The 17,729-nt window shown below is 61.3% G+C and carries 16 protein-coding genes; 6 read left to right on the top strand and 10 right to left on the bottom strand.

The window, feature by feature from the left end; translation table 11 throughout:
- Window positions 1-116: 116 nt before the first annotated feature.
- The 3 genes from PQQ96_RS08205 to PQQ96_RS08195 form a co-directional block, all read right to left on the bottom strand.
- A complete protein-coding gene (locus tag PQQ96_RS08205) occupies window positions 117-623 on the bottom strand; it encodes a DUF192 domain-containing protein (RefSeq protein ID WP_408290673.1) in 507 nt (168 codons plus the stop codon).
- A gap of 145 nt (window positions 624-768) precedes the next feature.
- Window positions 769-966 (bottom strand): hypothetical protein, encoded by a 198-nt coding sequence (locus PQQ96_RS08200; RefSeq protein ID WP_074282411.1) that lies wholly within the window; start codon window positions 964-966, stop codon window positions 769-771.
- A gap of 453 nt (window positions 967-1,419) precedes the next feature.
- On the bottom strand, window positions 1,420-1,989 hold the full coding sequence (locus PQQ96_RS08195; RefSeq protein ID WP_408290672.1) for a pseudouridine synthase: 570 nt from the start codon (window positions 1,987-1,989) through the stop codon (window positions 1,420-1,422).
- A gap of 340 nt (window positions 1,990-2,329) precedes the next feature.
- Here PQQ96_RS08195 and icd point away from each other — a divergent pair, with 340 nt between their 5' ends.
- Both icd and PQQ96_RS08185 read left to right on the top strand, forming a co-directional pair.
- Complete coding sequence (gene icd, locus PQQ96_RS08190; protein ID WP_408290670.1) at window positions 2,330-3,586, top strand: NADP-dependent isocitrate dehydrogenase; 1,257 nt, start codon at window positions 2,330-2,332, stop codon at window positions 3,584-3,586.
- 297 nt (window positions 3,587-3,883) lie between these two features.
- A complete protein-coding gene (locus tag PQQ96_RS08185; protein WP_408290669.1) occupies window positions 3,884-4,693 on the top strand; it encodes a hypothetical protein in 810 nt (269 codons plus the stop codon).
- Between the two features lie 180 nt (window positions 4,694-4,873).
- On the opposite strand, the gene PQQ96_RS08180 is transcribed toward PQQ96_RS08185, so the two are convergent.
- A complete protein-coding gene (locus PQQ96_RS08180; RefSeq protein ID WP_007180614.1) occupies window positions 4,874-5,080 on the bottom strand; it encodes a cold-shock protein in 207 nt (68 codons plus the stop codon).
- 554 nt (window positions 5,081-5,634) lie between these two features.
- On the opposite strand from PQQ96_RS08180, the gene clpS reads away from it, so the two are divergent.
- Together clpS and clpA are read left to right on the top strand one after the other, a co-directional pair.
- Window positions 5,635-5,949 (top strand): ATP-dependent Clp protease adapter ClpS, encoded by a 315-nt coding sequence (gene clpS, locus PQQ96_RS08175; protein WP_006050100.1) that lies wholly within the window; start codon window positions 5,635-5,637, stop codon window positions 5,947-5,949.
- Window positions 5,946-8,243, top strand: a complete 2,298-nt coding sequence (gene clpA, locus PQQ96_RS08170) for an ATP-dependent Clp protease ATP-binding subunit ClpA (RefSeq protein ID WP_408290667.1) — start codon at window positions 5,946-5,948, stop codon at window positions 8,241-8,243. The genes clpS and clpA overlap by 4 nt, the downstream gene beginning before the upstream one ends.
- A 135-nt stretch (window positions 8,244-8,378) precedes the next feature.
- Here clpA and dut read toward each other — a convergent pair whose 3' ends face one another.
- The 6 genes from dut to PQQ96_RS08140 all read right to left on the bottom strand — a co-directional run bounded on the left by dut (window position 8,379) and on the right by PQQ96_RS08140 (window position 15,721).
- Entirely contained in the window at window positions 8,379-8,825 is a 447-nt protein-coding gene (gene dut, locus PQQ96_RS08165) for a dUTP diphosphatase (RefSeq protein ID WP_408290665.1), read from the bottom strand.
- A gap of 14 nt (window positions 8,826-8,839) precedes the next feature.
- Window positions 8,840-9,859, bottom strand: coding sequence for an LLM class flavin-dependent oxidoreductase (locus tag PQQ96_RS08160; protein ID WP_408290663.1), 1,020 nt, complete (start codon window positions 9,857-9,859; stop codon window positions 8,840-8,842).
- Window positions 9,860-9,932: 73 nt separating this feature from the next.
- Entirely contained in the window at window positions 9,933-11,147 is a 1,215-nt protein-coding gene (gene coaBC, locus PQQ96_RS08155; protein ID WP_408290661.1) for a bifunctional phosphopantothenoylcysteine decarboxylase/phosphopantothenate--cysteine ligase CoaBC, read from the bottom strand.
- Between the two features lie 63 nt (window positions 11,148-11,210).
- A complete protein-coding gene (gene lspA / locus PQQ96_RS08150) occupies window positions 11,211-11,717 on the bottom strand; it encodes a signal peptidase II (protein ID WP_408290659.1) in 507 nt (168 codons plus the stop codon).
- Complete coding sequence (gene ileS, locus PQQ96_RS08145) at window positions 11,717-14,554, bottom strand: isoleucine--tRNA ligase (protein WP_408290658.1); 2,838 nt, start codon at window positions 14,552-14,554, stop codon at window positions 11,717-11,719. Before ileS ends, lspA begins: the two co-directional genes overlap by 1 nt.
- A gap of 171 nt (window positions 14,555-14,725) precedes the next feature.
- Entirely contained in the window at window positions 14,726-15,721 is a 996-nt protein-coding gene (locus tag PQQ96_RS08140) for a bifunctional riboflavin kinase/FAD synthetase (RefSeq protein WP_408290656.1), read from the bottom strand.
- A gap of 118 nt (window positions 15,722-15,839) precedes the next feature.
- Between PQQ96_RS08140 and purN the strand changes: the two genes are divergently transcribed.
- Entirely contained in the window at window positions 15,840-16,493 is a 654-nt protein-coding gene (gene purN / locus PQQ96_RS08135; protein ID WP_408290655.1) for a phosphoribosylglycinamide formyltransferase, read from the top strand.
- A partial coding sequence (locus PQQ96_RS08130; protein WP_408290653.1) for an RsmB/NOP family class I SAM-dependent RNA methyltransferase occupies window positions 16,490-17,729 on the top strand: 1,240 nt, incomplete at its 3' end. The genes purN and PQQ96_RS08130, both read left to right, overlap by 4 nt.

Raw genomic sequence — 17,729 nt, 5'->3', positions numbered from 1 at the left:
GCATTGTGTGCTCCGCGCAGAACGCAAAAAAAGCCGGCGCCTCGTGAAAGGCACCGGCTTTTTCCGGAAAGCGGCCGCTGACAATGCAGCGGGGTGTCGCCGAGGTCGGCGCGCGTTTATTGCGCGGCCGGCAACCCCTGGATTTTCATCCCCGGTTTGATGCCTTTCGATGAGAACCAGCCCTTGCTCATTTCCAACGCATACACGCCGTTGTTCTTCGGGCAGTGATTGTTGGTGGTCTCGGCCTGCATCTCGTCGATGTCGGTGACCGTGCCGTCGGCGCGCATGAAGGCGATCGACAACGGGATCAACGTGTTCTTCATCCAGAAGCAATGCACGGCGTTTTCATTGAAGACGAACAGCATGCCTTCATTCGGCGCGAGGGTCGTGCGATACATCAGGCCTTGTTCGCGGTCCGCGTCGTTGGCGGCGACGGCCGCGTCGATCACGAACATGCCCGCGGTCAGCTTCGCGCGCGGAAAGTCGCCGGGCTGCTTCGCGCCGGGCGGCATGTCTTGCGCATGAGCGGGGGCAGTGGTCGTCGCGACGAACGACATCGCGGCGAGCGGCAGTGCAACGGCAACAGCGAAACGCGCAATCAACGAGCGCATGGGAAATCGCACGGCATGACTCCTTGCTGGAAATTAACCCGCGAATGTTACGCGAGCGCGTCAAAAACAAAAAGGCAGATCGCCTTGCGGTGATCTGCCTTTCAACGCCGTAAGAACGGCAATGAAGCGAGTTCTTGACTGCGTTTTTACAACAAACTTACTCCGAAGCGCCCGAAGCTGCAGCTGCTGCTGCTGCCTTCTTGTGCGACTTCTTGTGTGCTGCCTTCTTCGTGGTCTTCTTTGCCGACGAAGCTGCTGCAGCCGGAGCTGCCGATGCTGCCACCGGTGCCGAAGCTTGTGCGAATGCTGCCGTTGCGAAGAGGCCAGCGACCAGAGCGGCGATCAGTTTGTTCATTTTGTAAATCCTCAGCTTTAGTTAATTAACCAAATGACCCGGTTATATGTAGAGTCATGTCGGTAAACGTGCCATCCACCTTTCGGTTGACAGCCGCATCGATATTTTTTCGACGCGTCTGTTTAGCGCTCAGACTCCCTGCACTGACCGCTAGAGCGGCTTGCACAAAGGCCCTTAAGGCTGAATGCCGGATAGCTTCGGGCGGCATCTGCGTCGAATAACGCGTGAGCTCGCGCACCGGTTGACGTGTTTTTTGTGGAAAATTTATATGCCGACGTACTGAAGCAAATGAATGGTTGCGTCGCGATCGTGAACGCAATTGTTTCACGCGTTTTTCATGTTGGTTTCACGCGCGAATTTGTTTGCGGATACAACGAGTTAGCTTTTTCGCTGCTGTGGAAAATAGAGGTTCGGCGCGGGTTCAATGCGGATGAAGTACGCCGGTAAACGCGTTCAGACGATACCTTCCCATGGCGCGTTCAGCGGCAATTCAACACTCTCTCCTGGCTGCAGACCGAGAGAAAAAATATCGAGTGCGCCGACACCGGCGCGCACGAGACGCAACGTCGGAAAACCCACCGCCGCAGTCATGCGACGCACCTGGCGGTTCTTGCCCTCGGTGATCGACAATTCGATCCACGTGGTCGGAATCGCGGCGCGATAGCGGATCGGCGGCGTGCGTGTCCACAGCGAATCAGTCGGCTCGACGTATTCGGCGCGGCAGGGCCGCGTCACGTAATCGCCGAGATCGACGCCGCGCGCGAGCTTCTTCAGCGTGGCCTCATCGACGGCGCCTTCCACTTGTGCCCAATAACGTTTGACAAGTTTGTGACGCGGCTCGGCGATGCGCGCTTGCAGCGCGCCGTCGTCGGTGAGGAGCAGCAGCCCTTCACTATCGGAGTCGAGCCGGCCCGCCGGATAGACGTCGGGTATTTTCACCCAGTCGGCCAGTGACGCCCGCGTTTCGTGCGGCGAAAACTGACAGATGGTGCCGAACGGTTTGTTCAGGGCGAGAAGTCGCATAGAGGAAATCGATGAAGGTCGAGCGGCGCCGGCTGCGTCGGGGGCGTGCGACGCAGGCTGGGAGAGGCGCTGACCCGATAGTAAATGGCGGAATGATAATGCATAATGAGCAACCGCAAATCTCATGTCTTATATAAGATATAAGAGTAAATACCCTCGCTGATTTGATTTTCGACAATGTTGGAAAACCCCAAGCCGCTACGGGCTCGTTGCCACGTCGGCGTGGGCTAGAATAGACGGCCTAGCCGCTCGCGGGCGTCCGGCATTGCGCGTAGCGAGGAGCACCCAGTTTTCGCAGTCTCCCACCAGCTTTCAGCACAGCTTTCACTGGAGTCCGATCATGCCGTATCAGCACATCAAGGTTCCGACCGGCGGTGACAAGATCACTGTCAACGCAGATTTCTCGCTCAATGTTTCCGACCAGCCGATCATTCCGTATATCGAAGGCGACGGAACGGGCCTCGACATCACGCCGGTGATGTTGAAAGTGGTGGATGCCGCAGTAGAAAAAGCTTACGCAGGCAAGAGGAAAATCCACTGGATGGAAATCTACGCCGGCGAGAAATCGACCAAGGTGTACGGCCCGGACGTGTGGCTGCCGGAAGAAACGCTGCAGGTGCTGAAGGAATACGTTGTCTCGATCAAGGGGCCCCTCACCACGCCGGTTGGCGGTGGTATCCGTTCGTTGAACGTCGCTCTGCGTCAGGAACTGGATCTGTATGTTTGCCTGCGCCCGATACAGTATTTCAAGGGTGTGCCTTCGCCGGTGCGTGAGCCGGAAAAGATCGACATGGTGATCTTCCGCGAGAACTCGGAAGACATTTACGCCGGCATCGAATGGCCTGCTGAGTCGGAACAGGCGAAGAAGGTCATCAAGTTCCTGCGCGAAGAAATGGGTGTGAAGAAGATCCGCTTCCCTGAAACCTCGGGGATCGGGATCAAGCCGGTGTCGCGCGAAGGCACGGAGCGCCTGGTGCGCAAGGCGATCCAGTATGCGCTCGACAACAATCGCCGCTCGGTCACGCTGGTGCACAAGGGCAACATCATGAAGTTCACGGAAGGTGCATTCCGCGACTACGGTTATGCGCTGGCGCAAAAGGAATTCGGCGCGGAGCTGATCGACGGTGGTCCGTGGATGAAGATCAAGAACCCGAAGACGGGTGGCGACATCGTCGTGAAAGACGTGATCGCCGACGCGTTCCTGCAGCAGATCCTGCTGCGTCCGGCGGAATATGACGTGATCGCCACGCTGAACCTGAACGGCGACTACGTTTCAGACGCGCTCGCCGCGCAAGTCGGCGGTATCGGGATTGCGCCGGGTGCGAACCTGTCAGATTCGGTCGCGATGTTCGAAGCCACGCACGGCACGGCGCCGAAGTACGCCGGCAAAGATTATGTGAACCCGGGTTCGGAAATTCTCTCGGCTGAGATGATGTTGCGCCACATGGGCTGGACCGAAGCGGCCGACCTGATCATCAAGTCGATGGAAAAGTCGATTCTGCAAAAGCGGGTGACGTATGACTTCGCGCGGCTGATGGAAGGCGCGACGCAAGTGTCCTGCTCGGGCTTTGGTCAGGTGTTGATCGAAAACATGTAAGCGATTCGCGCCGGGTTCTCCCGCTCGAATTCAAAACCCCGGCGCCGTGAGGCGGCCGGGGTTTTTTGTATTTCGACACTGAACATGTAAGTGCGTGCGTCCGTCCGGATTTCCCACACATGTCGAGATATAACCGGCTCCCATTCGGACGTTTCGGTCTGTCCCCGCAGGTTTATATCGGGATGCGCGCGGCGCAGAGCCGGATACCATACGACTGACGAAGAATTTACCCCACTGATCGTTAAGGCGCATCGCCCTGCCTGACATCCAGATTCCCAGCACGAGAGTGAAAATTCAATGACCCAACAAGATAAAGCTGCAAACGTGTTTGTCGCGACGCCCAGCTATGGCGCCGTTGTGACGACTGACTATGCCCTCGGACTTCTCGATCTCTATGATGCGGCGGGTCAACACGGCTTCGGCACGCGGGTCAACTTCAACAGTTTCGACAGCCTGATCACGCGGGCACGCAACACGATGGTGGCCGAGTTTCTCGCGGACGATCACTTCACCCATCTGATGTGGATAGATGGCGATATCGGCTTCAAAGGTGAGGACGTGGTTCGCCTTTTGCGGGCTGATCGTCCTGTGGTGGCAGGCGTTTATCCGTTGAAGATCGACGGTTGGTCCGCCGGAGGTCTGGAGCAGGGTCTGCCGGCTGGTTCGACGAAAGCCGATTTTCGCGCATGTCATGTGATGTATCCCGCAATCGCGCGCTCGGACGCACTGGAACCGGACGCAGACGGTTTTCTCGATGTCCTCTATGCCCCCACCGGATTCATGCTCATCAAACGAGAGGTGTATCTGGCGCTGATGCAGCGTTTTCCAGATCTCAAGTGCCGGTCGAGACTCGCTGGCCGTCCGGAGCTGGATGTGGGCGACCCAGCGGAGTTTCTCTACGCGTTTTTCGACACGATGATCGACCCTGAAACGCGAATGTACCTGTCGGAAGACTATGCTTTCTGTCGGCTCATCGACAGCATTGGCATTACGCCCGCAGTCGACGTGAGGTCGAACCTGCGTCATCAAGGTATTGCGGTCTATGAGGGTGACCTTGCTCGCAGTCTCGAGATACAACGTGCGGAAACGCGTCGTGCCGCCAGATAGTAGGGCAGGCATCGAAAGCCCACAGAAAGGACCGACAAGACCCGATATCTGGGAAATTCGCGTTATCGACGTCACGAGGCGGGGTAAGGAGCGGCCAGAGATCAGAAGCAATTAGAAGGCGCCGCCCAAAAAAGAAACCCGGCACGGAGCCGGGTTTCAAAGGACGGGTAACGAACAGTGTCAGGCAGGTGCCTGGATGTTCGATGCCTGTTTGCCTTTCGGGCCTTGCACGACCTCGAAGGTTACTTTCTGACCTTCCTTGAGGGTCTTGAACCCATTCATCTGGATGGCCGAGAAGTGTGCAAACAGATCCTCACCCCCTTCGTCAGGCGTGATGAATCCGAAACCTTTTGCGTCATTGAACCATTTGACCGTACCAGTTGCCATTCCAACTTCCCCTGTAACTCATGTCACTACCACGAGCCCTCGAAAAGCTCGACGACCGCGGGATGCAGCCGCTCCCTCCTCACAAGCTCACCATCGGCATTTTTTCGAATTATGGCTCAGTGAAAAAAGTGCCAGCTTGATTGTTGAGGCTCTTTATTCGAGTGTCAAGAAAATTTTGAGATGCCGTTGCCGCGTTGCAAACAGGCGTTTCCAGGGTTTTTCCCGCTTTTGTTTTCTTATGTGCGGTTGCCCAAGCGTGCCGTCTTGAAAAGTCGCATAATCGACTCACATGCTGTTCTGCGGGTCGCGCACCGTCCGCTGGCCGGGCGAGTGCCCACAGCCAGTACCGGCAGGTTGTGCGATACTCGATCCGACTGCGGCGCAGCACGGCCGCGATGCATCACTGGATAGGGGCCGGCTCCGCAATCGGCTCGTCGAATGACGCAACGCTTTTGGGGGTAATCACCCATCAGGCGGTAGCGAACGGGCTCACCGGCCGGTCGGCCGGGTTTTGACAGGATTGCGGGCCTGTCCTAGTTGTTTAGAATGGGTGTATGGCGATTATCCCGGACAAGCAGGACGGCACCGTACTGGAGCGGCAGGAAAAGAAGCTGAAGCCGCCGTCCATGTACAAGGTGGTGCTGCTGAATGACGACTTCACGCCAATGGAATTTGTCGTGATGATCGTGCAGGAATATTTCAATAAAGATCGTGAAACCGCAACGCAGGTCATGTTGAAGGTGCATCGCGAGGGCAGGGGAGTTTGTGGGGTCTATACGCGGGACATCGCGTCGACCAAAGTCGAGCAAGTCGTTACCCACGCACGGCAGGCCGGGCATCCGCTGCAGTGTGTGATGGAGGAAGCATGATTGCCCAGGAACTGGAAGTCAGCCTGCACATGGCGTTCATGGAAGCACGCCAGGCGCGGCACGAGTTCATAACGGTCGAACATCTTTTGCTGGCACTGTTGGACAATCCAACGGCCGCGGAGGTGTTGCGTGCATGCGCGGCCAATATCGAGGATCTGCGCCAGAACCTGCGCAATTTCATTCATGACAACACGCCAACCGTGCCTGGCACGGACGACGTCGACACGCAGCCCACGCTGGGTTTCCAGCGTGTGATCCAGCGCGCGATCATGCATGTGCAATCCACCTCGAACGGCAAGAAGGAAGTGACCGGCGCGAATGTGCTGGTGGCGATCTTCGGCGAGAAGGATTCGCACGCGGTGTACTACCTGCAGCAGCAGGGCGTGACGCGTCTGGACGTGGTGAATTTCATCTCGCATGGCATTGCCAAGACCAGCAGCACGGACGCCGCGAAAGCGAGCGACGCGAATGCCGAGTCCGACGAAGCCGCCGCGCAGAAGGAAACGCCGCTCGCCCAGTTCACGCAGAACCTGAACCAGATGGCGAAAGACGGCCGCATCGATCCGCTGATCGGGCGCGAGTCGGAAGTCGAGCGCGTGGTGCAGGTGCTGTGCCGCAGGCGCAAAAACAATCCGCTACTGGTCGGTGAGGCCGGCGTCGGCAAGACGGCGATCGCCGAAGGGCTCGCCTGGCGCATTACGCGCGGCGAAGTGCCGGATATTCTGGCCGATGCCCAGGTGTATTCGCTCGACATGGGCGCGCTGCTCGCCGGCACCAAGTATCGCGGCGACTTTGAACAGCGCCTGAAGACGGTCCTCAAGGAATTGAAAGAACGTCCGCACGCGATCCTGTTCATCGACGAAATTCATACGCTGATTGGCGCGGGCGCTGCGTCGGGCGGCACGCTGGACGCATCGAATCTGCTGAAACCGGCCTTGTCGTCGGGCACGCTGAAGTGCATCGGTGCGACCACGTTCACGGAATATCGCGGCATCTTCGAAAAAGACGCGGCTTTGTCGCGCCGTTTCCAGAAGGTCGATGTGACCGAGCCGACCGTCGAACAGACGGTGGCGATCCTGCGTGGCCTGAAGTCGCGCTTCGAAGAGCACCACGGCGTGAAGTATTCGTCGGGTGCGCTGTCGGCTGCGGCTGAATTGTCGGCACGCTTCATTACGGATCGTCATCTGCCGGATAAGGCGATCGACGTGATCGACGAAGCGGGCGCGGCGCAACGCATCCTGCCGAAGTCGAAGCAGAAGAAGACCATCGGCAAGAACGAGATCGAAGAAATCATCTCGAAGATCGCCCGCGTCCCGCCGCAAAGCGTGTCGCAAGACGATCGCAGCAAGCTGCAAACGCTGGACCGCGATCTGAAGAGCGTGGTGTTCGGGCAAGACCCGGCCATCGATGCGCTGTCGGCCGCGATCAAGATGGCGCGCGCGGGCCTCGGCAAGCTGGACAAGCCGATCGGCGCGTTCCTGTTCTCCGGGCCGACGGGCGTCGGCAAGACGGAAGTGGCGAAGCAACTGGCCTTCACGCTGGGGATCGAGTTGATCCGCTTCGACATGTCGGAATACATGGAGCGTCATGCGGTGAGCCGTTTGATCGGTGCGCCGCCGGGCTATGTCGGTTTCGATCAGGGCGGTCTGTTGACCGAAGCCGTCACGAAGAAGCCGCACTGCGTGCTGCTGCTCGACGAAATCGAGAAGGCGCATCCGGACATCTACAACGTGCTGCTGCAGGTGATGGACCACGGCACGCTGACGGACAACAACGGCCGCAAGGCGGATTTCCGCAACGTCATCATCATCATGACGACGAACGCGGGTGCTGAGGCAATGGGCAAGGCGGTGATCGGCTTCACGAACCGTCGGGAAACCGGCGACGAAATGGTCGACATCAAGCGCATGTTCACGCCGGAGTTCCGTAACCGTCTGGACGCAACGATCAGCTTCCGTTCGCTCGATGAAGAAATCATCATGCGTGTGGTCGACAAGTTCCTGATGCAGCTGGAAGATCAACTGCATGAGAAGAAGGTCGACGCGCTCTTCACCGACGCGCTGCGCCAGCATCTCGCCAAGCACGGTTTCGATCCGCTGATGGGCGCGCGGCCGATGCAGCGTTTGATCCAGGACACGATCCGTCGTGCGCTGGCCGACGAGCTGCTGTTCGGCAAGCTGATGAACGGCGGTCGCGTAACGGTCGACGTGGATGCGGAGGACAAGGTGCAGTTGACCTTCGACGAGCATCCGGCGCCGCGCAATCCGAATCCGGAAGCGGTTGAGGTTGAGTAAGTCGGTCGAGTAAGTTCAGGTCTTACCTGAAAGCAGAACGGCGCGGGTTGAACCCCGCGCCGTTCTGCTTTTTGCGTTGTGCTGAGCGCTTGTCAGAAGCAAGCGATGCCTTCGCGCTTAGGACATTCTCGTGTCTTAGTGCTTGCCCGTGCTGCCGAACCCACCCGCGCCACGTTCGCTAGTTTCGAAATCGTCGACGATAGTGAACTCGGCCTGGACCACCGGCACGATCACAAGTTGCGCAAGGCGCTCCATCGGATTCAGCACGAACGTGGTCTCGCCACGATTCCACGTCGAGATCATCAACTGGCCCTGGTAATCCGAATCGATCAGGCCGACCAGGTTCCCCAGCACGATCCCATGCTTATGACCCAGACCCGAACGCGGCAGAATCAATGCCGCATAACCCGGATCGGCAACGTGAATCGCCAGACCCGTCGGCACCAGCGCGGTCTCGCCGGGTTTCAGCGTCAACGGCTCGTCGAGGCAGGCGCGCAGGTCGAGGCCCGCGCTGCCGGTGGTGGCGTAGGCCGGGAGTTGGTCGCGCATGCGCGCGTCGAGAATCTTCAGGTCGAGTTTCATGCAGGTTCGAAGGTTTAAGGGGTGGAGGCCGGGCGTCCGAGTTGGAGCGCATCGGCAAGAAGTTCATAGGAGCGCAGCCGGGCGCGATAGCTGCCGGCTACGGTGAGCACGATCAGCTCGTCGGCCTGGAACTGTTCCTGCAAGGCATGGAGCCGCTCAGTGACGGTTTCCGGCGTGCCGATGATGCTGCGGGGTTTCTCGCGGTCGATCACCAGCCGCTCGCGCTCGCCGTATTCCTGCGCGATGCCTTGTTCGACGGTTGGAATCGGCTCGTTCAGGCCGTAGGCCATTTGCACGCGACGCAAGTCGACGGCCTTTTCCAGATCGGCGGCTTCCTGTTCGGTGTCCGCGCAGATCACGAATACGGCGGCCGCCAGATAGGGCTGTTGCGTTTCCAGGCTGGCTTTGAAGCGCTCGCGATAGGCAAGCGCCACCTGATGCCCAAAATGCGCGTTGATGAAATGCGCGAACGCAAAGCGGATACCGAGTTGTGCCGCCAGCAGGCCACCGAATTCACTTGAGCCGAGCATCCACAGCTGCGGTCGCGTAGCGATCTGCGGTTGCAGCAACACGCCATGCGCAAGGTGATCTTCAGGCAACGTGCCGTGCATCAAACCCACCAGATCGGCAACCTGCTGCGGGAAAATGTCGCCGCGGTTGTAGGCGCCGGCCGCGACCGCCTGCGCTGTGCGCATGTCGCCACCAGGGGCGCGCCCCACGCCGAGGTCGATGCGATTAGGAAAGAGCGCCTCGAGCATCATGAATTGCTCGGCGACTTTGAATGGGCTGTAGTACGGCAGCATCACGCCGCCGGAACCCAGGCGAATGCGTTGGGTCACGCTGCCGAGGCGCGCCAGCATCACCTCGGGGCTGGGATTCGACACGCCGCGCAAGCCGTGATGCTCGGCGCACCAATAGCGCGTGTAGCCGAGGTCGTCAGCCAGCTGCGCGAGTTCGATGGTAGCGGCGATGGCGTCCGCCACTGAGTGCCCGCCGATCACGGGCGTTTGATCGAGCACGGAAAGTAGCGTCATGTCAGTACTGCTCCAGATGATTCGGTGCGCCAAAGCGGCTGGCGGCACATTCAGCGTGTGCCGCCTCGCGGCTTTAGCGGATCAGACTTGTATCGGGCAGACGCTTCGCAATTTCGACGATCAGGGCGCGCGCGAGCGTCTGCTTGTCGGCGCGCGGCAGCTTCGTTGCACCGCCTGCTTCGAACAGGATCACTTCGTTGTCGTCGAGGCCGAACGTCAGCGGACCGAGATTGCCGATCAGAAGCGGCACGTTCTTGCGCGCGCGCTTTTCTTCGCCATGCACTTCTAGATCGCCGCTTTCCGCTGCAAAGCCGACTGCGAACGGCGGCCGCGGCAGCTTGGCGACCGCGGCCAGAATGTCCGGATTCTCGACAAACGTGAAGGTGGGCAGCGCGCGCTCGGCGGTCTTCTTGATCTTGTGTTCGCTGGCGTGATCGACGCGCCAGTCGGCCACCGCAGCCACGCCGATGAAGATGTCGGCGTCGGCCACCGAGCGCATTACCGCGTCGTGCATTTGCTGCGCGTTTTGCACGTCTTCGCGGAACACGCCCCACGGTGTTTCCAGTGCGACAGGGCCCGCGACCAGATGCACTTCGGCGCCCGCTTGCTGCGCGGCGCGCGCCAGTGCAAAACCCATCTTGCCGCTCGAACGATTGGTGATGCCACGCACCGGATCGAGCGGTTCGAAGGTCGGGCCGGCGGTCAGCAACACGCGATGACCGGACAGGATCTTGGGCGAGAAGAACGACGCGATCGCTTCGTAAGTCGCTGCCGCTTCGAGCATGCGCCCGTCACCGATTTCGCCGCACGCTTGCGGACCCGAATCGGGGCCCAGCACCTCAATACTGTCCGCACGCAGTTGCGCGACGTTGCGTTGGGTGGCCGGGTTCTGCCACATCTGCCGGTTCATCGCGGGCACGACCAGCAGCGGACAATCGCGTGCGACGCACAGCGTCGACAGCAGATCGTCGGCCATGCCGTGGGCGAGCTTGGCGAGGAAATCGGTCGAGGCGGGCGCAATGACGATCGCGTCGGCTTCACGCGACAGATCGATGTGCGCCATGTTGTTCGGCACGCGGCCGTCCCACTGGCTCGTATAGACGGGGCGGCCGGACAGCGCCTGCATGGTGACAGGGGTGATGAACTGCGTGGCCGCTTCGGTCATCACGACCTGCACGGTCGCGCCGGCCTTGGTCAGGAGGCGTGTGAGCTCGGCGATCTTGTAGCAGGCAATGCCGCCTGTCATGCCGAGGACAAGGTGTTTTCCTGCGAGTTCTGCGGTTGCCAACGAAAGCCTCCGACAAAGCGTGGTAGCGGGCAGCGGCACTGTGCACCGCTGCCGGCCTTCAAACTAGCGCGTACTGCGCACGCGCCGCAACTCGTCGAGCACGAGCAGGATCGCGCCGATCGTGATCGCGCTGTCGGCGAGATTGAACGCCGGCCAGTGCCACGTGCGGACGTGGAAGTCGAGAAAGTCGATCACATGGCCGTACGCGAGCCGGTCAATCACATTGCCGAGCGCACCGCCGAGAATCAGCGAGAGCGCCGTGCAGAACATTTTCTGTCCGCCGTGACGCTTGAGCAGGTAGCAGATCACCAGTGCCGCGACCACGCCGAGCGCGGTGAACGCCCAGCGCTGCCAGCCGCCCGCCATCGCGAGGAAGCTGAAGGCGGCGCCACGGTTGTACACGAGGATCAGGTTGAAAAACGGCGCGACCTCATGCGGAACACCGTAGGCAAACACCTTCTGGACCGCGATTTTCGTCAGCTGATCGAACAGGATCACGATCAGCGCGACGCCAAGCCACGGTGCCAGCGAACTGTTGCTGGCCGACGTTTTCGACATGGTTTTTGCCATTATGCCGCGCTCCGCGTTTCGCCGTTGCCGAACAGGTTGCTGAAGCAGCGGCCGCACAGGTTGGGGTGCTCGGCGTTGGCGCCGACGTCCGCGCGGTAGTGCCAGCAGCGTTCGCACTTCAGATACTTCGAAGCGATCACTTCGACACCTTCTTCCGCTTCGCTGTCGACCTTCACGACGTTCGCCGCCGACGTGATCAGCACGAACTTCAGGTCGTCGCCGAGACTTGTGAGCGCGTCGTAACGCGCGCCGCTCGCGCGGATTTCGACTTCCGCCTGCAGTGACGAACCGATCAGGTTCGCGACGCGTGCTTCTTCCAGTGCCTTGGTCACGTCGCTACGCGCGGCGCGCAGCAGCGTCCATTTGTCGAGCAGCTCACCGGCTTGCGGGACTGCCGGGAACGCGTGATAGGTCTCGGTGAAGATCGTTTCGCTGTTCGGCGAGAAGATCTTCCACGCTTCTTCCGCGGTGAACGACAGGAACGGCGCCATCAGACGCAGCAGGCCGTGTGCGATGTGATACAGCGCGGTCTGAGCCGAACGGCGCGCGACGGAGTCGACCGCCGTGGTGTACAGGCGGTCTTTCAGCACGTCCAGGTAGAAACCGCCCAGGTCTTCCGAGCAGAACGTCTGCAGTTTCGCGACCACCGGGTGGAACTCGTACTTGTCGTAGTGCGAGAGGATGTCGTTCTGCAGATTCGCCGACAGCGCCACTGCGTAACGATCGATCTCGAGCCAGTCTTCGACCGGACGCGCATGTTGCGCGAAGTCGAAGTCCGACAGGTTCGCGAGCAGGAAGCGCAGCGTGTTGCGGATGCGGCGATAGCCTTCCGTCACGCGCTTCAGGATCTCTTCGGAGATCGCCAGTTCGCCCGAGTAATCGGTCGATGCGATCCACAGACGGATGATTTCCGCGCCGAGGCGGTTCGACACTTCATGCGGATCGATACCGTTGCCGAGCGACTTGCTCATCTTGCGGCCTTCGCCGTCGACGGTGAAACCGTGCGTGAGCAGCGCGTTGTACGGCGGACGGCCGTCGAGCATCGAAGCGGTCAGCAGCGACGAGTGGAACCAGCCGCGGTGCTGGTCCGAGCCTTCCAGATACAGGTCAGCCGGGAATTGCAGTTCGTCTTTATGCGAGCCGCGCAGCACGTGCCAGTGCGTGGTGCCCGAATCGAACCAGACGTCCAGCGTGTCGCGGTTCTTTTCGTACATGTTGGCGTCGTCACCGAGCAGTTCGCGCGGGTCGAGCGTTTGCCACGCTTCGATACCGGCCTTCTCGACGCGTTGCGCGACTTCTTCGAGCAGTTCCAGCGTGCGCGGATGCAGCTCGCCGGTTTCCTTGTGCACGAAGAACGCCATCGGCACGCCCCATTGGCGCTGACGCGACAGCGTCCAGTCCGGGCGATTCGCGATCATGCTGAACAGGCGCTGCTTGCCCCACGCCGGATAGAAGGCGGTGTTCTCGATGCCTTCGAGCGCGGTTTCGCGCAGCGTCTTGTCGGTGTCGTTCGGCTTCACATCCATGCCGGCGAACCATTGCGAGGTCGCACGATAGATGATCGGCGTTTTGTGGCGCCAGCAGTGCATGTAGCTGTGCCGATAGTTCTCGGTGCGCAGCAGCGTGCCGGCGGCTTGCAGGGCTTCGACGATCTGCGGATTGGCCGCCCAGATCGACAGGCCACCGAACAGCGCGAGTGATTCGATGTAACGGCCGTCGCCCATCACCGGGTTGATGATGTCCGAATCGGCCATGCCGTGTGCCTTGCAGGACACGAAGTCTTCGACGCCGTACGCCGGTGACGAGTGGACCACACCCGTACCCGAATCGGTCGTCACGTAGTCGCCGAGATAAACCGGCGCCGTACGCTTGTAGGCCGGATGGGCGGCTGCGAGCGGATGATTGAAGCGCAGATTGACGAGCTTCGCGCCCGGCGTGGTCGCGATGACTGTGCCTTCCAGTTCGTACTGTTTCAGGCACGCTTCAACGCGCTCTTCGGCGAGGATCAGCAAGCCGCGCGGCGTATCGACCAGCGCGTAGACGATTTCCGGGTGCAGGTTTAGCGCCTGGTTGGCGGGGATGGTCCACGGCGTGGTGGTCCAGATCACGATTCCGCCTTCGTTGCGCGGCAGTGCAGCCAGGCCGAAAGCCTGCGCGGTCTTTTCCGGCTCGGCGAAGCTGAACAGCACGTCGATGGTCGGATCGGTCTTGTCTGCGTATTCAACTTCCGCCTCGGCCAGCGCCGAACCGCAGTCGAAACACCAGTTGACCGGCTTCAGGCCGCGGAACACGTAGCCCTTTTCCATGATCTTCGCGAGCGCGCGGATTTCGCCGGCTTCGTTCGTGAAGTTCATCGTCTTGTACGGGTTGTCCCAGTCGCCGAGCACGCCCAGGCGGCGGAAGCCGACCTTCTGCTTCTCGATCTGCTCGGTCGCGTAGGCGCGCGCCTTCTGCATCACTTCAGCGGCCGGCAGCGACTTGCCGAACTGCTTTTCGATCTGGATTTCGATCGGCATGCCGTGGCAATCCCAGCCCGGCACGTAGACGGCGTCGAAGCCCGCCAGATTGCGCGCCTTGACGATCATGTCCTTGAGGATCTTGTTCACCGCGTGGCCGAGGTGGATGTCGCCGTTCGCATACGGCGGGCCGTCGTGCAGAATGAACTTCTTACGGCCTTTGCTGGCCGCGCGGATCGTCTCGTAGACCTTGCGCTCCTGCCATTCCTTGACCCATTGCGGCTCGCGCTTGGGCAGGTCGCCACGCATCGGGAACGGCGTGTCGAGCAGGTTGACCGGGTAGCGTGACTGCGGTTTCGAATCGGCTTTCTTGTTGCTCATGATGAGGTCGCGGTGAATTCTTTCTAAGCGCAGCGAAGCTGCGGGTTGCGCACGAAGCGCAGGGCGTTGGGCGCGCCCGGCAGGCATGTCGCGTGATCCACACGGACGCCCTTCGATGCGCGCAGCGGTGGGTACATGCAGCACTTGGCGCGCTAGCATGTACCGCGGCGGCTATCTAATTCGGTCGGTGGCCGAGGTGGCGAAACCGGTGGAACGGCTGCCCGGCGTGCCGGTGCCGACGGCCGCGAACCACGCGCGCGCATTGGCGACGTCGCGCGCGATGGCGGCGGTCAACGTTTCGAGGTCGACGTACTTTTCCTCGTCACGCAGCTTTTTCAGGAATTCGACGCGCACGAGTTTGCCATACGCGTCGCCGTGCCAGTCGAGCAGATGCACCTCGAGCAGCACGCGGCCGGAATCGTCGACAGTGGGGCGCAAGCCGAGGCTGGCGACGCCCTGCAACGGTTCGTCCGCCACGCCATGCACGCGCACCACAAAAATGCCCGCCAGTGCCGGACGCTTATGCGCGATCGGCAGATTGAGCGTTGGGAAACCGAGATCGCGGCCGAGCTTCATGCCATGCACGACATGGCCGCTGATCAGGTAGTCGCGGCCCAGCGCGGCGCGCGCCGAGTCGAGATCGCCTGCCACCAGCGCCGTGCGCACGCCCGAGCTGGAAATGCGCGCGCCCGACGGATCGGCCACGGTGCCCATCTGCTCGACTTCGAAACCGTACTGCTCACCGGCGGTCTTGAGCGACGCGAAATCGCCCGCGCGCTTCGCGCCGTAGCGGAAGTCGTCGCCGATCATCACCCAGCGCGCATGCAGCCCGTTGACGATGATCCGTTCGACAAACGCATCCGGCGACTGGCTCGCGAAGGTGTGATTGAAATGCTCGACCACGACCCGATCGACGCCGTTGGTGCGCAGCGCCTCGAGCTTGTCGCGCAGCATTGCGATTCGCGGCGGCGCGCCAGCCGGATTGAAGAACTCGCGCGGGTGCGGCTCGAAGGTCATCACGCAGACGGGCAGGCCGCGTGCATCGGCTGCGGCCCGGACGTGGGCGAGCAAAGCCTGATGGCCGCGGTGGACACCGTCGAAGTTGCCGATGGTCAGTGCGCAGGGCGCACGGCTTTCAGCATTGGGAAGACCGCGGAAGACTCTCACGATAGCGGGTTTGAGGTAGGGCGGCCGAGGAGCCGCAAAACAAACGATTATAAACGCTCAACGCACGAGACGGCGGCGCGTCGCCGTTTCAGTGTCCCCCGAATGATAAAATCCACGGATGAAAAAACTCGTCATCCTGATTTCCGGACGGGGAAGCAACATGGAAGCTATCATTCGCGCCTGCGCGGACGAGGGCTGGGCGGCGCAAGTCGCCGCCGTGATTGCCAACCGTCCTGACGCCGCGGGCCTTGCGTTCGCAGCGTCGCACGGCATTGCCACGGCGGTGGTCGACCACCGCCAGTTTCCCGATCGCGACGGCTTCGACACCGCGCTGGCGCAAGAAATCGACCGTTTCGGGCCCGATCTGGTCGTGCTGGCCGGCTTCATGCGGGTGCTCACGGCCGGTTTCGTCGACCACTACGCCGGGCGCATGCTGAACGTGCACCCGTCGCTGCTGCCGAGCTTTCCGGGCCTGAAAACCCATCAACAGGCGCTTGACGCCGGCGTGCGCCTGCACGGCGCGTCGGTGCATTTTGTCACGTCGCAGCTGGATCACGGGCCGATCGTCGCGCAGGCGGCCGTCCCCGTCGAGGCTGGCGACACCCCCGCCATGCTCGCGGAACGCGTGCTGGCAACCGAACATATTATTTATCCACGCGCGGTGCGCTGGTTCGTCGAAGGGCGTCTTGCCCTCGACGGCTTGCGTGTCACGCTTACGCCGCCGGAGCCGCAATGGCTCTTTGCCGGTCACACCGCCGGAGAGGGCGCATGAGATTACATGGTTTTTTGATTGGACAAACTGAGACTTTGCTGGCTGAAGTCCTGAAACTGAACGGCCCGGCCGACGCCACGACGAGCCGCTTTTTCCGCGCGCATCCGAAGCTCGGGCATGGCGAGCGCGGCGTGATCGCCGAGGCGGTCTTCGCGGTGCTGCGTCGCCGGATGGAATTCGCCCACCTGGCCGAAGGCGGCGCGGGCAGCCCGGCGCGCCGTATGGCCTTGCTGGGACTGATGCAGACAGCGGGCCGCACGGCCCTCAAGCCGTTCTTGTCGGAAACCGAATCGCACTGGCTCGAACACGTCGCGAAGATTGACCCGGAAAGCCTGCCGCTGCGGATTCGCCTGAATCTGCCCGACTGGATCCATCAGGCGCTCTCCAAGCGTTTCGAACCCGCGGAACTGGCGCAACTGGCCGCCGCGCTGAACTATCCGGCGCCGCTGGACCTGCGCGCAAACCCGATCAAGGCAAGCCGTGACGACGTGCTGAACGCACTATCGAAGGCCGGCATCGAAGGGGGCGCGACGCCTTTCGCGCCGTTCGGCGTGCGGGTGGTCGGCAAGCCGCCGCTCACCAAGCTCGACGCGTTCCAGCACGGCTGGGTTGAAGTCCAGGACGAAGGCAGCCAGTTGCTGTGTTCGCTAGTCGCGCCCAAGCGCGGCGAAATGATCGTGGATTTCTGCGCGGGCGCGGGCGGCAAGACGCTGGCGCTGGGCGCGGCGATGCGCTCTACCGGCCGTCTGTACGCATTCGACGTCTCCGAGCGCCGTTTGGCCAAGCTCAAGCCGCGCCTCGCGCGCAGCGGCCTGTCGAACGTGAATCCGGTGCTGATCGACAGCGAACACGATGCGAAGATCAAGCGTCTGGCCGGCAAGATCGACCGCGTGCTGGTCGATGCGCCGTGCAGCGGCCTGGGTACGCTGCGCCGTAACCCTGACCTGAAATGGCGCCAGTCGCCGGAGTCGGTCGCCGAACTGGCACCGAAGCAGGCGTCGATTCTCGCCAGCGCCTCGCGTCTGGTGAAGAAGGGTGGCCGTCTCGTCTACGCCACCTGTTCGATTCTGGAAGAGGAAAACGAAGCCGTCGTGCAGCAATTCCTCGCCAACCATCCGGACTTCGCATTGGTGCCGGCGCGCGACGTACTGGCCGAGCAGCGCATCGACCTGGAAATGGGCGATTACCTGTCACTGTGGCCGCACCGTCACGCCACGGACGGTTTCTTTGCAGCCG

The sequence above is a fragment of the Paraburkholderia sediminicola genome (assembly GCF_046027825.1).
Lineage (GTDB): Bacteria > Pseudomonadota > Gammaproteobacteria > Burkholderiales > Burkholderiaceae > Paraburkholderia > Paraburkholderia sediminicola_D.
The sequence above is the reverse complement of the archived record's forward strand: the minus strand, read 5'-3'. Positions and strand labels throughout refer to the sequence as shown.

Bases quoted from the DNA above. Each gene is read 5' to 3' on its own strand.
- ileS (WP_408290658.1), bottom strand. From the start codon at position 14,554: ATGAGCAACAAGAAAGCCGATTCGAAACCGCAGTCACGCTACCCGGTC.
- PQQ96_RS08200 (WP_074282411.1), bottom strand. From the start codon at position 966: ATGAACAAACTGATCGCCGCTCTGGTCGCTGGCCTCTTCGCAACGGCA.
- PQQ96_RS08180 (WP_007180614.1), bottom strand. From the start codon at position 5,080: ATGGCAACTGGTACGGTCAAATGGTTCAATGACGCAAAAGGTTTCGGA.
- dut (WP_408290665.1), bottom strand. From the start codon at position 8,825: ATGAAACTCGACCTGAAGATTCTCGACGCGCGCATGCGCGACCAACTC.
- PQQ96_RS08160 (WP_408290663.1), bottom strand. From the start codon at position 9,859: ATGACGCTACTTTCCGTGCTCGATCAAACGCCCGTGATCGGCGGGCAC.
- PQQ96_RS08195 (WP_408290672.1), bottom strand. From the start codon at position 1,989: ATGCGACTTCTCGCCCTGAACAAACCGTTCGGCACCATCTGTCAGTTT.
- clpA (WP_408290667.1), top strand. From the start codon at position 5,946: ATGATTGCCCAGGAACTGGAAGTCAGCCTGCACATGGCGTTCATGGAA.
- icd (WP_408290670.1), top strand. From the start codon at position 2,330: ATGCCGTATCAGCACATCAAGGTTCCGACCGGCGGTGACAAGATCACT.
- PQQ96_RS08185 (WP_408290669.1), top strand. From the start codon at position 3,884: ATGACCCAACAAGATAAAGCTGCAAACGTGTTTGTCGCGACGCCCAGC.
- lspA (WP_408290659.1), bottom strand. From the start codon at position 11,717: ATGGCAAAAACCATGTCGAAAACGTCGGCCAGCAACAGTTCGCTGGCA.
- purN (WP_408290655.1), top strand. From the start codon at position 15,840: ATGAAAAAACTCGTCATCCTGATTTCCGGACGGGGAAGCAACATGGAA.
- clpS (WP_006050100.1), top strand. From the start codon at position 5,635: ATGGCGATTATCCCGGACAAGCAGGACGGCACCGTACTGGAGCGGCAG.